Source organism: Clostridium manihotivorum, assembly GCF_004015185.1.
GTDB lineage: Bacteria > Bacillota > Clostridia > Clostridiales > Clostridiaceae > Clostridium_AR > Clostridium_AR manihotivorum.
Map to the genome: position 1 here is coordinate 6,101,854 of NZ_CP025746.1, position 15,194 is coordinate 6,117,047.

The following is a 15,194-nucleotide window of genomic DNA, read 5'->3' on the forward strand; positions in this document are numbered from 1 at the left end:
CTTACCTATAAGTTATATACTTCCTTGATTTCTATATATTTAACTATATATAGAGGAATTAATTCTTCACAGAAGGTTATATTAATAACATAAGGAACATGGTAATATAAAAAGCCGCAGTCTATGTAGACTGCAGCTAAAGTATAGAGCAACAATTAATCTTACTGTCAATTTAACCATACGGATCTAAACTTGAACATTTTGTTGATTGAATATCTTCAAAAACCCTCGAGGGCCCTGTCCTATGAACTTGAAAGAGTAGACTCAATATTGAGTCTTATCAGGCTGATTGATTATCTTTACTTGTGCCTCAAATATTACTTATGTTCCTTTTAATATATTAAAGGGCTCAGTATAATACTGAACCCTTTAGTTATATAATTTCTATAAATATTTTTTAAGATACTTTCCAGTATATGATTCTTCAACCTGTACTATCTTTTCTGGAGTTCCATGGCATACTATTGTACCACCCTTTTCTCCACCTTCTGGACCAAGATCAATTATATGATCAGCACATTTTATCATATCTAAATTGTGCTCAATAACTACTACTGTATTACCGGCATCTACTAGTCTTTGAAGAATTTCTACAAGTCTACTTACATCATCAATATGAAGTCCTGTAGTTGGCTCATCTAATATATAAAGCGTTCTACCTGTACTTCTCTTTGAAAGTTCAGTAGCAAGTTTTATTCTTTGTGCTTCTCCTCCAGATAACTGGGTTGACGGCTGACCTAATCTTATATAACCTAGTCCCACATCTTGAAGAGTCTTAAGTTTATTATATATTCTTGGTATATTTTCAAAATAATCAAGTGCTTCTTCCACTGTCATATTTAATACATCATCAATATTCTTACCTTTATACTTAACTTCTAAAGTTTCCCTGTTGTATCTCTTTCCTTTACAAACTTCACAAGGCACGTATACATCAGATAAAAACTGCATTTCTATCTTTATTATACCATCGCCGCTACAAGCCTCACATCTTCCACCTTTAACATTGAAAGAAAATCTTCCTTGCTTATAGCCTCTCATTTTAGCTTCTGTTGTATTTGAGAAAAGTTCTCTTATTATATCAAAGGTTCCAGTGTAAGTAGCTGGGTTAGAACGTGGAGTTCTTCCTATAGGACTTTGGTCAATATCTATGATTTTATCAATATTTTCATAACCTAATATCTCTTTATGAGCTCCTGGAATAGCCCTTGATTTATTCACTATCTTGTGAAGACCCTTATAAAGAATTTCGTTGACCAAGGTACTTTTTCCTGATCCAGACACACCAGTAACCATGGTAAGTGTTCCTAGTGGAATCTTAACATTAACATTCTTTAGGTTGTTTTCCTTCGCACCTTTTATAGTTATAAAGTTCCCGTTGCCCTTTCTTCTCTCATTAGGTACTTCAATTTTCTTCTCACCAGTAAGATACTGACCAGTTATTGAATCCTTAGTATTCTTTATAACATCTATTGGCCCCGCTGCTATTATTTGACCACCATGCTCACCAGCACCTGGTCCAATATCAACTATAAAATCTGCTTCTTTCATAGTATCTTCATCATGCTCAACCACTACAAGAGTATTTCCCAGGTCTCTTAAGTGCTTTAACGTAGCAATAAGTCTATCATTATCTCTTTGGTGAAGCCCTATACTTGGCTCATCAAGTATATATAATACCCCCATCAATTGGGAACCTATTTGAGTTGCTAATCTTATTCTTTGAGCTTCTCCACCGGATAAAGTACCAGAACTTCTTGCTAGATCTAGGTAGTCTAATCCCACATCTATTAAGAACTTCAATCTTGAATTTATTTCTTTAACTATTTGTTCACTTATAGTTTTATTTTTATTTGATAAGTCTAAGGAGTTTATAAACTCTAATTCATCTCTTATGCTCATCTTTGTAAATTGATTTATATTTTTATCTCCTACAGTAACAGCTAGAGCTTCAGGTTTTAATCTAGCTCCTTTACACTTAGGACAAGGATTATTACTCATGTATTGCTCTATATCTGACTTTATTACATCAGAGTTAGTCTCCATGTACCTTCTTTTTAAGGAGTTTATCTCTCCATCAAAGGCGTGATTATACCTACCTAATATTCCTTCTTTAGTGTAGTCTACTTCTACCTTCTCTCCATTAGTTCCATAAAGTAATAATTCAACTATTTCTCTAGGAAGGTCCTTTATAGGCGTATTTAGATCAAAATTGTACTTTTTCTCTAATGCCTTTAGAACAGAATAGGTCCAAGCTCCTTCTGCCAATCTTCCTTCACCCCAAGAAGCTATAGCACCTTCCATTACACTCAATTCTTTATTTGGTATAACAAGATCTTCGTCAATCTCCATCAGAGTACCAAGACCATCACAATGATCACATTTTCCAAAAGGAGTATTGAAGGAAAATAATCTTGGTTCTAACTCATCTATACTTATGCCACATTCCGCACAAGCAAACTTCTCGCTAAATAATATATCCTGTTCTCCTACCACATTAATTATAACTAATCCCTCAGCTAACTTAAGAGCTATTTCTAATGAATCCGTAAGTCTACTTTCTATGTCATCTTTTACAACTAGTCTGTCTATTACAGCCTCAATAGAATGCTTTATATTTTTTTCTAACTTAACCTCATCCTCTGTTAAATCATAAATTTCTCCATCTATTCTAGCTCTTACAAATCCATTTTTCTTTATATTTTCTAAGACCTTTTCATGAGTTCCTTTTCTTCCACGTATTATTGGAGCCAATATTTGTATCTTAGTTCTTTCCTCAAAGCTCATTACTTTGTCAACAATCTGATCTATACTTTGTTGCGATATAACTTTTCCACACTTCGGACAATGTGGCGTACCAACTCTCGCATAAAGTAGTCTTAGATAGTCATATATCTCAGTTACAGTTCCAACTGTTGAACGTGGATTCTTACTAGTAGTTTTCTGGTCTATAGATATAGCTGGTGACAAGCCTTCTATAGCCTCTACATCCGGCTTATTCATCTGTCCTAGAAACATTCTAGCATAGGCTGATAGGGACTCCACATACCTTCTTTGACCTTCTGCATAAAGTGTATCAAAGGCTAGTGAAGACTTTCCTGATCCTGATAATCCCGTAAACACAACCAGTTTATCTCTTGGAATCTCTAAAGATACGTTTTTTAGATTATGTACTTTAGCACCCTTTATTACTATCTTATCCTTCATATCATTTCTCCTTGCTTATGTATTATCTATCAAATTTATACCTTTATCATTGGTCAAAGTACTTAGTTACCATTTTTAATTATTTCATTATTGCTCAAATTCTAACCACTTTATTAAAAATTGGCTAAAAGCACAAAACTTTGAACATAAGTTCGCATGTAATTATTTTAATTCTTTAAAATTTATAAGTCAACTTTTAGTTAGAAATTTTACAAATAAAATGATGGTAAAAAACTTAAAACCCCTTAAATATTTTAATATAATAGTCTCTCGGAATTATGAGTGATTATTATAGTCCTATCGGGGTAGCGTACATTAAAAAGTGAATATTATCCAAAGATTTACAGAGAATGTGGAATATTAATAAAAATGCGCATAACTAATAGACATAGCTGCCGCTATGTTTTAAAATAATTATGTATTGATTAAGCGGCTTGCAAAATCAATTTTTTGAGATCTGACTCAAAAGGCAGATCCCAGGCATTGAGATGTTGTAGCATCAAGATGTTATAGAGGCGGCAGTACCACATCTTAGTAGAGCGGTGTCTGCCGCTTTCTAATAGAAAGTCTATTTTTTGTCGTTTATTAGAACGTTCTACGGAAGTTCTTGAATTATATTCTACTTTCCATTCTTTACTATACCTTGGTGGGATGTTTATCAATCTTGGATTATCTTTCATTGCCAGATGCACCGTTCTCCCGTATTTGGAATCAGAACAAGGGTGTTCGCAGGAACATCCATACTTTCTACTTGTTAGAGGACAATGGAATTTGATACGGTGTTTCTTTTTTTCAACACCATCACGATTCATCTTACGGCCTGCTCTGCAGACGGGAATACCATCTTTACCAATGATAAAATCATCTTTATATTTAACTTTGATGCCACGTTTCTCATTCAAGTCAATAAACGGAGTTATTCCTTCTTGCTTGAAGTATTCATAAAATGGCATGGCATCATGAGCAGAGTCGAGAATAATTTTGTCTATTTTAAAGTCATGAAGTAAACTTTTCATGCGAAAAAACGCATGGAGAAATCCATGGGAGTCATGCCTTGAGGCTGGCCCAAACAAAGGGAATACTGGAAGATCACTATCAGAATCAGATGCAACAAACATGTAGAGATCATATCCATGATAAAAACAGTCTCTTGATGAATCCCAGCCGATGTCACAGTCAGGCTGAGAAAAGAATCTATCGCAAGTACAGTCAGTAATACCTTTGGAAATACAATCACATACACGGTGTTTTCGTTCTCTTGCAGAGGTAGCGACTGGTGTGCCATCACCTGCAAGAGCTAAGTTCTCTGTATTGATCAGTCCCTTTTGTATAGAAAGATTAAGAAACTCATTTTTATATAAATTAAAAAGGGAACTATAAGGTTGTTCATCACTTAAAAAGATACTCCTTGTAATTCTTTTAATAGTTGTTCTACTGTTGTCTTTTCAACTGGATCAGCTTTTAAACCTTTCTTTTTAGGTTTTTTTACAGAAGTTTTTAAAGGTTGTAACTGAGATGAAAGATTGTTATTATCAGAATCCCATAAGCGGCTAAAGAAGTCATAAAAAGTACCAACACCAGGAGTGTCGCCTACTTCAAATCCGCTCAATATAGCATAAAGAGGGTTGATCTTAAGTTGTGCAACCCAATCAGTTACTGAAGTAACTTTAAAATCAATAGATAAAAGATATGATCTATGCATACAAGAAGGATTTCTCGGCTTCGGACCGAAAATGGAATATTTATTTTTCAGATGTATTTCAGTATATGAGAGGTCTAGGTTCCAGAAACGATCAATGATATCCCAGGTAGAACGCGCGATAGCATCCGGATTAGGATAATATTTACGAAGCATTTCAACAACAAATTTTTGATAGGCGGAATGGCCGCCAGAGTAAACAGGTAACATTAAAAATCTCCTCCAATCGAAAAATATACCTTATATTTAAGGGGCGCGTAGCGCCGCATTTTTCGATATTTTTGTCAAGTGCTTTTAACAAAAAAGTGGGGGATTTCAATAAAAAAGGAATCTTTAAGCCAGATAAATCAAGGCTTAAAGATTCCGAGAGATTATTATATACCTAGGGGGTAAATATAAAGCATATTAGTATAATTGATGTTAAAACTTGTTAATTAACCCTAAACCAACTGGTTATTCTGCTATTTTTTAAGCTTTTTTCTTTAATGCATTAATTAAGTCTCTTAATTCAGCGGCTCTTTCAAATTGTAAGTTCTTTGCAGCATCCTTCATCTCTGCCTCATACTTGGCAATAAGAACCTTAGGATCTTCATCAATCTTATTGGCTTTAACTGCCTTATACTCTACTTGTTCCTCAGATACCTTAGTAGCTTCCATAACATCTCTAACATCTTTAATAATGGTCGTTGGTACAATTCCATGTTCCTCATTGTACTTCATTTGTATTTCTCTTCTTCTGTTAGTTTCTCTAATAGCCTTATCCATGGATCTAGTTATTGTATCAGCATACATTATTACTTTACTTTCAGCATTTCTTGCAGCTCTACCTATAGTTTGTATAAGTGAAGTTTCAGATCTCAAGAAACCTTCTTTATCAGCATCCAGAATAGCAACCAGCGCTACCTCTGGTATGTCAAGCCCTTCTCTTAAAAGGTTTATACCTACTAACACATCTACCTCACCAAGTCTCAAAGATCGAATTGTCTTCATACGCTCTATTGTTTCAACATCTGAGTGCATATATGTAGTATTTACTCCCAAATCTTTCAGATATTTAGTTAGATCTTCCGCCATTCTCTTAGTCAGTGTAGTAACAAGAACTCTAAATCCATCACTTATAGTCTTCTGAATCTCGCCATATAGGTCATCTATCTGTCCCTCAACAGGCTTTACAACAATTTCTGGATCTAAAAGACCTGTAGGTCTAATTATCTGTTCAGCAATATTTGTAGCATGATCCACTTCATACTGCGCTGGCGTTGCAGATACAAAAACCACTTGATTTATCTTTTGCTCAAATTCCTCAAACTTAAGAGGTCTATTGTCATAAGCACTTGGCAGTCTAAATCCGTACTCAACCAAAGCCGTTTTTCTAGATCTATCTCCCCCGTACATAGCTTTCACCTGAGGCAAAGTAACATGACTCTCATCTATAAAAAGCAAGAAGTCTTCTGGAAAGTAGTCTATCAAAGTTTTAGGTGGAGTTCCTGGATCTCTACCATCAAGTATTCTTGAATAGTTCTCTATTCCACTACAGTAGCCTACCTCTCGTATCATTTCAATGTCAAAGTTCGTCCTTTGTCTTAATCTTTGAGCTTCTAAAAGCTTATCCTGTGCATTTAGCTCTTTTAATCTTTCTTCAAGTTCATCTTCAATTCTTCTTATTGATGCATCAATCTTTTCCTTAGACGTAGCAAAGTGGGATGCTGGTGAAATCGATATATGATTTCTCTCCCCTATTATTTTTCCTGTAAGAACGTCAAACTCTCTAATTCTATCTATTTCATCTCCAAAAAACTCTATTCTAATACCTTTATTTGAATAAGATGCTGGTATAATATCCAAGGAGTCTCCTCTAACTCTAAAGGTTCCTCTTGCAAAATCTATATCATTTCTTTCATACTGTATCTCAATAAGCTTTTTTATTATGTCATTTCTATCTTTAACCATACCAGGTCTTAATGAAATAGTTAACTTAGAATATTCGTCGGGGTCTCCAAGTCCATATATACAAGATACTGAGGCTACTATTATAACATCTCTTCTTTCTAGCAATGCAGAAGTGGCTGAATGTCGTAGTTTATCTATCTCATCGTTGATAGATGCATCTTTCTCTATAAACGTATCTGTCTGTGCTACATACGCTTCCGGTTGATAATAATCATAGTAAGATACAAAGTACTCAACTATGTTATTAGGAAAAAATTCTTTAAATTCTTCACATAACTGAGCAGCTAGTGTTTTGTTATGTGCTAATATCAAGGTTGGTCTTTGAACTCTATTAATTATATTTGCCATTGTAAAAGTCTTACCAGAGCCTGTTACTCCAAGGAGTATTTGTCCTCTGTCACCATTGTTTAGTGATTCAACCAAACTATCAATTGCTTGAGGTTGGTCTCCAGTTGGTTTAAATTTTGATACTATTTGAAATTCTGGCATAAGTATACCTCCGTACATACATTCGTATAATCCTATTTTATTCTTTTATTCATTTTCAAGTCAATAGTAAGTATAATAAAATACAACTACAAAATACCATTTATCTAAAATAACACTATATTTATACTTTGTAAAATAAAAACCTAACAACAATGTAGTGTAGATGTACATTATAGTTAGGCTTGATTTAGGGTGTACCACTTCATATTGAATTCATATTTTTAAGCTCTCCTCTCAGAATCCAGAGGAACTTTAAAAATAGTTACGGATTAAAGTGGTACATCTTTATTAATTTACTTATCTTTATTTTTCAGCTTATCTAAAATATCATTAAAGCTTTGCTTATCGTAATTTATCATATCTTTATCATTGACAACTTTAGGAACTAATATAACTCCTAATCTCTTATTCTCTACTTGATTTATTAATATATTTTTTATAGAGCCTTTTCTATTTTTTATCTTCATATCTACAGTTAAATAACTTTCTTTTATAAGCTTATATGCATGAAGTTCATTAACTACCTTTTCTTCGTTTATAGCTAGAATCTTATCTCCACTCTTTACACCAGCACTTTGCGCTGGTGAATTTGGTGAAACATCAAGTATAGAGATTCCTTCCTCATCACTGACAAACACTGGTTCTTTTCTTTGTTCTAAAACATTCTGATATTTCAACATAACTTCGTGAGCTAAAGGCATCAAGACAAGCCCCACAACTTGGAATACAAGTCCAAGATCGCCAAGTTGTCCAACTAAAATCATTATTAATCCATATAAGAATATTCCTACTCCAGAGCCTCTAACTTTCTCCTTCTTATTACTAGTAAAAGTAACAGAGGAATAGCCTATAACTCCATAGAACGGAACCAAAGATATCACTGCCGTTTCCATTATTTTCTTAAAGCTTTCACCTTGGATAAGTGGCCACCAGCTTGGGTTTGCTATCTCTACTGTACCAGTATCGATAGTACCTTTCATTAATATAATTAAAGCTAGTGGTATGGCCCAATGCCTTTTTAGAGCAAACCCACCAAGTATTCTGCCATCTTTGTTAGTAAATACAGGTATAGCTCCTCTGTCACCATCGAAGCTTACTAATATTCCTTCAATTATATGTAACACACCTACAAAAGTAATTAAAGAAACTACATTAATATTTAGAGGTGATTCCATATTCATTGATGCATATATAGAATTCAATATTATAGTTACAATTCCAAGCAAAGCTGCAGAATATGAAAAGCAAAAAAATCTTGGTTTATAAAACATTAGTAAAAGTGATACCATGAATAAGATACCAATTCCAGAGTTCTTATCAAAAACAACCCCAAGATAGGTAAGTATTATACTCCCCAAAGCTCCCGCAAGTATCCCTAATACTATCTGTGATAAAGTAAGTTCTAGGGGAGAGTTGAAGCTCTCCCCTAATATCATTCTTTGCATAAATGCATTTTTTCTATTTTGCATATAGAACATTACAGCAAGTAATGTTAATATCAAGGCATATTGGGGGTCCACAATTGCATAAGCTAGAGATCTAAGGGTATATATCGCTAAATCCATGTGGATATCCTCCTATTTCATCTTTTCTTGTAATACCTCAAATGCTTTACTAAATTGAGGATCTTTTGATCTATCATATGGTTTTGAGAGTAAATCCTTTGGATACTCCACCACTATATCAGGCTTAATACCCTTTTTATGAATATTTTCACCACTTGGTGTATAGTACTTAGAAATAGTCACCTTTAGTGCAGTACCTTTATCTAGTGAAGGCATATACTTTTCCTTATATGGTGTATCATCACTAAACACTACTTGAACAACACCCTTTCCAAAGGTTGTTGTTCCTATAAGAGTTCCTATCTTATAGTCTCTTATTGCCCCTGAAGTTATTTCTGAAGCACTAGCAGAATTGCCATTTACTAGCACAACCAAAGGCATTCCTATTGCTATACCACCTTTTGATTCGCTTTTGTTTTCGTTTTTATATTTATCTATTGTGGATACTATAGTCTTTCCCTTTGGAATGAAATTTGATACTACATTTACACACTCATCTAGATAACCACCTGGGTTGTCTCTTAAGTCTAATATCAAGCCTTTCATTCCTTTGCCTTCAAGCTCTTTAAGTTTATTAGTGAAATCCTTAGATGTATCTTCTTCAAAACCAGCTATCTGTATATATCCAGTTTTGCTATCTATCATCTCACCTTTTACCGAATCAATCTTTACCACATCTCTAACAGCTTTAACATCGAAAGTTCCTTTACCTTCTCTTGAAACAGTAAGCTTAACTTCAGACTTAGTAGTTCCTTTCATCATAGAAACAGCCTTATCAAGTTCTTTCCCAGATACTGCTGTATCATTTACTTTTAAAATAAAATCTCCTGGTAAAAGTCCAGCTTTCTTTGCGGGTGAATTATCAAAAACTCCTGAAATTGCAATTTTATCATCTTTGGGCTCTACTTGAATTCCAAGTCCCATATAATTTCCTTTACTTTGTTCAGCAAAACTTTGATAATCCTTCTTATCCATAAATACTGTATATGGATCTTCTAGAGCTTCTGTCATACCCTTTATAGCACCTTCAACCAGCTTAGAATCATCTATAGGACCATCATAATTTTTGTAAAGAATATCTCTTACTTCAAATAAAGATTTAAACTTTGACAAATCATTTACTCCTGCAAGTGATGCTGCAACTGCCTTATCATTTAGTGCTGGGGTAAAACCTTTAAATGCCACTAGATTTCCTAGATAAAATGATCCTGCATTTGTAACTAGTAATGCTGCTACAATTATAGCTACTACTCCTAATCTCTTTTTGTTGGTCTTCTTCTTATCTTCGCTGTCATTGACCATATGTATTCACCCTTTCTGAGCAACTGTCTTTCCTATAATTATATTCTTGTCTTAATAATTTATTCTATTCTTATTTTTAAATTATACTACCAAGAACTTCCTTAAGGCAATAATACTTGCGAATATACCTATTAGAGCTCCAGAAATAACAAATTGCCAAGACATCATTGTTAATACATAATTAGGATTTATCAAATTAACAGTTATAAGTTGAGCTGTTATCTTATAATATATTTCTTTATAAGCAAAGAATAATAATATATTAGATATAACTGCACCCACTACTCCAATAACAACTCCCTCAAGTATAAATGGCCATCTTATAAACCAATCTGTAGCACCTACAAACTTCATTATTCCAACTTCTCTTCTTCTTGAGTAAACTGTCAATTTTATTGTATTCATTATTAGGAATAAAGATACACCAATTAAAACTACAAATATAATAACTCCTACCCATCTTATAGTTTTAGAAAAGGCTGCAATCTTATTTACTAGATCTTGATCATTTCCTATTTCTTCTATTCCCTTCATCCCTTTAACTTCATTAATTACTTTTTGAGTGTTTTCAGGTTTGTCTATTTCTACTATATATGAATCTGGCAATGGATTAGTTTTAGTATCATACCCCTCCAATAAAGATGCGTTATCTTTTAGCTGCTTCTTAAATTTATCTAACGCCTCTTCTTTTGATTCGAAGGTTACATCCTTAACTCCATTAACAGCTCTTAGCTTTACCTCAATATCTCGTTCATCACTTAAAGTTATATCTTTATTTAAATATACTTGTATTTGAATCTTTGATTCTACACTATTAACTGCATTATTTACATTTAAAGCTGCTAGCATGAATACCCCAAAAACAAACAGAGTTGCTAAAACTGTAGCCATAGAAGCTATACTTATGGTTCTATTTCTTCTTAAACTTTTAAACGCATCTGATATAAAATATTTTATAGTACTAATCTTCATAGATATACCTACCTTTCATTTCATCTCTTGCTATAGTACCTCTCTCAATAGCAATAACCCTCTTTTTCATAGCATTAACTATATCTTTAGCATGAGTAGCCATAACTATAGTAGTACCTGCTTTGTTTATATCATCTATAAGCTTCATTATTTCTTTAGCAGTTTCAGGATCTAGGTTTCCAGTCGGCTCATCTGCTATTAATACCTGAGGATTATTTACAATAGCTCTTGCTATAGAAACTCTTTGTTGCTCACCACCTGACAACTCATTTGGGAACATTTTATATTTATGAGACAGTCCAACCAAAGAAAGAACAAGCGGAACTCTTCTTCTAATTTCTCTAGAAGAAGCCTCAACTACTCTCATTGCAAAAGCTACATTTTCATAAACATTTAAAGTAGGAATTAATCTGAAGTCTTGAAATACCATTCCAATTTTTCTTCTATAAAAAGGAACTTGTCTCCTCTTAATGGATGCAAGGTCTGTTCCATTCATAAATATATTTCCATCAGTAGGTTCAATTTCCTTTAGTAACATTTTTATAAAAGTAGACTTTCCAGCTCCACTTGGCCCTACAAGGAAAACAAATTCCCCCTGATCAATCTGAACATTTACATCTGATAAAGCTTTTACATTATTATTATAAACTTTATTTACACTCTTAAATTCAATCATATAGACAACTCCTTAAAATTGTTTTTTCGACGGTAATTTATCTAATGCTACAAATACACAAAATAATTATAACATAAGTATTAATGTAGTTGCGTTTGTTTTTATGAATTCTTTATTAACTTACCTTAGGGAATTCTAGGGAAAGTTGTTGTAACATACTTATTTACTGACCTTAGCCTGTATAAAAATTTTAAATAAAAAATATATATTATTGAATATTAGTATAATTATTCCTCATCTATATCCCTAAATCCTTCTCCAAGAACCTCTCTTGCGTCAGTTACTGTTATAAATGCATTAGAGTCTATTTCTCTTACCTTATTTTTAAGAACTATGAATTGTTTTCTATTTACTACTGTGAAAAGCATAGATGTTTTTTCTTTGGTGTAAGCACCTCTACCATCTAAGTAAGTGCAGCCTCTTCCTAATTCGCTCATAATAAATTGAGCTACCTTTTCACTTCCACTACTGATTATAAAAACAGCTTTTGCTATAGTAAATCCCTCAATTACATTGTCAACAAGTGTTCCTGTTAAAAAAACACTTATTAATCCAAACATTCCTTTGTCTGGACCAAAAGCGTATATTGCAAGAATTGTAACAACAAAATCTGACAACAATAGTGATTTACCTATATCTATATGTAAGTACTTGTTTAATATCTTAGCTATTATTGAAGTACCTCCAGTTGATGCATTTTCATTAAAAACTATTGCAAGACCAACTGCTTGAATTGCACTTCCAACAAATACTACAAGTATATAGTTTTCAGTAAATGGGTAGGGGACAATAAAGGTATCAAAAAACCAAAGTAGTCCTGATAAAGCGAAAGTAGCATAAATGCTCTTAGCCCCAAACCCTCCGCCTATAAAGATAAAAGCTATTAAGAATAGAATTATATTAAATGCTATCATTAGTATTCCCACTGATATACCAGTTAGCTTATTAATCACAATTGCAAGACCTGATACCCCTCCAGCAGCTATATCGTTAGGAAAAAAGAAATATTCAAGCGATATAGTTATCAGGAGAACACCAAATGTTATATAAAGGTATTTCTTTAAGATTCTCATCATATGCTCCTCACACTTTACAGATATATGCTATATATTCTACATATTACCTATCTCTTTAAATCCCTCTCCCAATACCTCATGAGCTTCGCCAACAGTTATAAAGGCTTTTGAATCTATTCCTTTTATATATTCTCTAAGTTTTATAAATTCAGTCCTGCCTACAACCGTATATATTATAAAGGTATCTTTTCCAGTATATCCACCAACACCTCTTAAAAAAGTACATCCTCTACCTAATTCATTCATTATAAATTGACCTATATCTTTGTTTTTTCTACTTATTATAGTAACTTGCTTAGAGGTATTAAACCCTTCAATAACCCTATCTATAGCAATTCCATTTAATATTACAGACAACAAGGCATACAGCCCTGCATTAAGTCCAAATGTAATAGCTGCCAATAGTGTCACTATAAAATCCACAGAAGATAAAGACTTTCCTATATCTACATGAAAAAACTTGTTGAGTATCTTAGCTATTATGTCTGTACCTCCAGTAGAGGCATTAGTATTAAAAACTATAGCCATCCCTATAGCTGATAAAAAAGTACCAAATATAGCTGCTATTATTAAATCTTTGGTAATAGCTTGAGGGTTAAAGAACTTTTCGATTATCCACATTATTAGAGATAGCCCGAAAGATGCATATATAGTTTTAGCTCCAAAATTGCCTCCAATAAATATAAATGCAATTACAAACAAGATCAAATTCATTACTAAAACAAGGATACCAGTAGATGCAAATGGTACATAATGATTTATAACTATAGCCAGACCTGTTACACCTCCTGCTGCAAGATTATTTGGTGCATAGAGATATTCAACAGCTATAGCTACAAAAAGTATTCCTATGGTTATAAGAACATAGTCTTTCAGAAAATTTTTAGTCATACCAAAACTCCCCCTAATAACATTTTACATATACTATAGATATATATTTATAAGCCCTTAATAGAATACACATCTTACAAACTTTGTATTTATTGCACTATTGTATGTTCATCACACTTATTCTCTCTTAAAAAATTAACTTTTATCCATCATAGGTAGTTTAAAGGTTATGCTGTGCAACTTCTCAATAAAATTGGCTCTATTAAAGTATTGTGTTGAAATTATTAAATATAGTAATAATTTTAAATAAGTATAAGCCATACATAAAAGAAGATTAATCTTCTTTTATGTATGGCTTATACTTTGTGATGAGCTTTCATGCATTTTATAAGCTCTCCTATTAAATTTATGAGTAGAAATAATATAGGATTCCAACTTAAAGTATTAAGTTTTCTTAATGAAACCCTATATTTACTTACAATATGAAATATTTAGGCCCGGTCTTCAGTTGTGAATTGAACTTAGGCCCGGTCTTCAGTTGTGAATTGAACTTAGGCCCGGTCTTCAGTTGTGTATATCTTTAAAGCCTTGTCCTAATACTTCGTGAGCCTCACTAACTATAATGAAAGCATCTTTATCAACTAATTTTATGTAGGCTCTCAGCTTAATTAATTGAGTTCTATCCATTACACAATATATAACTTTTTTCTCTTCATTGGTATATCCACCTTTACCTTCAAATACAGTGCAGCCTCTGTTTACTTGATTTATTATGTACGACTTTATAACATCACTTTTATTGGTAAATACAGCTACAGCTTTTGCTGAATTAAAGCCTTCAATAACCTTATCAATTATAATACCATTTAGCATAACACAAACAACAGCGTACAAGCCTTTACTTATTCCAAAAGCCATAGCACATAGAATAACAACAATTATGTCTACTGATTGCATACATCTTCCCATATCCCAATGAAAAAACTTGTTTAATATTTTAGCTAATATATCTGTTCCTCCTGTAGATGCATTTTGAGAAAAGACAATTCCTAACCCAATTCCAAGCATTGTGGTTCCAATAACTGCGGCCAGCATTGGATCTGTAGTTAATGCATGAGGTTTTAAAAACCTTTCTATAATCCACATTGAAAATGATAGTCCAAAAGCTGCGTATAAAGTTTTCCCACCAAAATTGCCACCAACTACAAAAAATGCAACTATAAATAAAATTATATTCATTATTATCATTAACAGTCCCATTGGTATGCTTGGTATGTAATAATTTATAACCATAGCTATACCAGTTATTCCTCCACCTGATATATTATTAGGAACATAAAAATATTGAACTGCTATAGAAACTAAAATAAATCCTAATGTTATTATAAAAAATTCCTTAATCTTGTCATTCATATGACTTCTCCTTC

At 32.9% G+C, this 15,194-nt stretch carries 11 protein-coding genes; all 11 read right to left on the reverse strand.

What is annotated here, in order from left to right; translation table 11 throughout:
- Positions 1–384 precede the first annotated feature (384 nt).
- The 11 genes from uvrA to C1I91_RS26945 all read right to left on the reverse strand — a co-directional run bounded on the left by uvrA (position 385) and on the right by C1I91_RS26945 (position 15,180).
- On the reverse strand, positions 385–3,207 hold the full coding sequence (gene uvrA / locus C1I91_RS26885) for an excinuclease ABC subunit UvrA (RefSeq protein WP_128215681.1): 2,823 nt from the start codon (positions 3,205–3,207) through the stop codon (positions 385–387).
- A gap of 425 nt (positions 3,208–3,632) precedes the next feature.
- Positions 3,633–4,325: a transposase gene (locus C1I91_RS26890; RefSeq protein WP_128215682.1), complete on the reverse strand. Its 693-nt coding sequence runs from the start codon at positions 4,323–4,325 to the stop codon at positions 3,633–3,635.
- 275 nt (positions 4,326–4,600) lie between these two features.
- Positions 4,601–5,116 (reverse strand): hypothetical protein, encoded by a 516-nt coding sequence (locus C1I91_RS29295; protein ID WP_238475870.1) that lies wholly within the window; start codon positions 5,114–5,116, stop codon positions 4,601–4,603.
- Positions 5,117–5,374: 258 nt separating this feature from the next.
- A complete protein-coding gene (gene uvrB / locus C1I91_RS26910; RefSeq protein ID WP_128215683.1) occupies positions 5,375–7,345 on the reverse strand; it encodes an excinuclease ABC subunit UvrB in 1,971 nt (656 codons plus the stop codon).
- 293 nt (positions 7,346–7,638) lie between these two features.
- Positions 7,639–8,910 (reverse strand): PDZ domain-containing protein, encoded by a 1,272-nt coding sequence (locus C1I91_RS26915; protein ID WP_128215684.1) that lies wholly within the window; start codon positions 8,908–8,910, stop codon positions 7,639–7,641.
- A 12-nt stretch (positions 8,911–8,922) separates the two neighbouring features.
- A complete protein-coding gene (locus C1I91_RS26920) occupies positions 8,923–10,212 on the reverse strand; it encodes a S41 family peptidase (RefSeq protein ID WP_128215685.1) in 1,290 nt (429 codons plus the stop codon).
- Between the two features lie 81 nt (positions 10,213–10,293).
- The gene (ftsX, locus tag C1I91_RS26925) at positions 10,294–11,184 is read right to left on the reverse strand and encodes a permease-like cell division protein FtsX (RefSeq protein ID WP_128215686.1); all 891 of its coding nucleotides are present in this window, start codon (positions 11,182–11,184) and stop codon (positions 10,294–10,296) included.
- The gene (ftsE, locus tag C1I91_RS26930) at positions 11,174–11,860 is read right to left on the reverse strand and encodes a cell division ATP-binding protein FtsE (RefSeq protein WP_128215687.1); all 687 of its coding nucleotides are present in this window, start codon (positions 11,858–11,860) and stop codon (positions 11,174–11,176) included. Before ftsE ends, ftsX begins: the two co-directional genes overlap by 11 nt.
- 227 nt (positions 11,861–12,087) lie before the next feature.
- The gene (locus C1I91_RS26935; protein WP_205694259.1) at positions 12,088–12,936 is read right to left on the reverse strand and encodes a YitT family protein; all 849 of its coding nucleotides are present in this window, start codon (positions 12,934–12,936) and stop codon (positions 12,088–12,090) included.
- A 36-nt stretch (positions 12,937–12,972) separates the two neighbouring features.
- The gene (locus C1I91_RS26940; RefSeq protein ID WP_128215688.1) at positions 12,973–13,827 is read right to left on the reverse strand and encodes a YitT family protein; all 855 of its coding nucleotides are present in this window, start codon (positions 13,825–13,827) and stop codon (positions 12,973–12,975) included.
- 504 nt (positions 13,828–14,331) lie between these two features.
- A complete protein-coding gene (locus C1I91_RS26945) occupies positions 14,332–15,180 on the reverse strand; it encodes a YitT family protein (protein WP_128215689.1) in 849 nt (282 codons plus the stop codon).
- Positions 15,181–15,194 lie beyond the last annotated feature (14 nt).

Excerpts from the sequence above, each read along its gene's own strand:
- C1I91_RS29295 (WP_238475870.1), bottom strand. The coding sequence starts at position 5,116 with ATGTTACCTGTTTACTCTGGCGGCCATTCCGCCTATCAAAAATTTGTT.
- C1I91_RS26935 (WP_205694259.1), bottom strand. The coding sequence starts at position 12,936 with ATGATGAGAATCTTAAAGAAATACCTTTATATAACATTTGGTGTTCTC.
- C1I91_RS26890 (WP_128215682.1), bottom strand. The coding sequence starts at position 4,325 with ATGTTTGTTGCATCTGATTCTGATAGTGATCTTCCAGTATTCCCTTTG.
- uvrB (WP_128215683.1), bottom strand. The coding sequence starts at position 7,345 with ATGCCAGAATTTCAAATAGTATCAAAATTTAAACCAACTGGAGACCAA.
- C1I91_RS26940 (WP_128215688.1), bottom strand. The coding sequence starts at position 13,827 with ATGACTAAAAATTTTCTGAAAGACTATGTTCTTATAACCATAGGAATA.
- C1I91_RS26920 (WP_128215685.1), bottom strand. The coding sequence starts at position 10,212 with ATGGTCAATGACAGCGAAGATAAGAAGAAGACCAACAAAAAGAGATTA.
- ftsE (WP_128215687.1), bottom strand. The coding sequence starts at position 11,860 with ATGATTGAATTTAAGAGTGTAAATAAAGTTTATAATAATAATGTAAAA.
- C1I91_RS26945 (WP_128215689.1), bottom strand. The coding sequence starts at position 15,180 with ATGAATGACAAGATTAAGGAATTTTTTATAATAACATTAGGATTTATT.
- uvrA (WP_128215681.1), bottom strand. The coding sequence starts at position 3,207 with ATGAAGGATAAGATAGTAATAAAGGGTGCTAAAGTACATAATCTAAAA.
- C1I91_RS26915 (WP_128215684.1), bottom strand. The coding sequence starts at position 8,910 with ATGGATTTAGCGATATATACCCTTAGATCTCTAGCTTATGCAATTGTG.
- ftsX (WP_128215686.1), bottom strand. The coding sequence starts at position 11,184 with ATGAAGATTAGTACTATAAAATATTTTATATCAGATGCGTTTAAAAGT.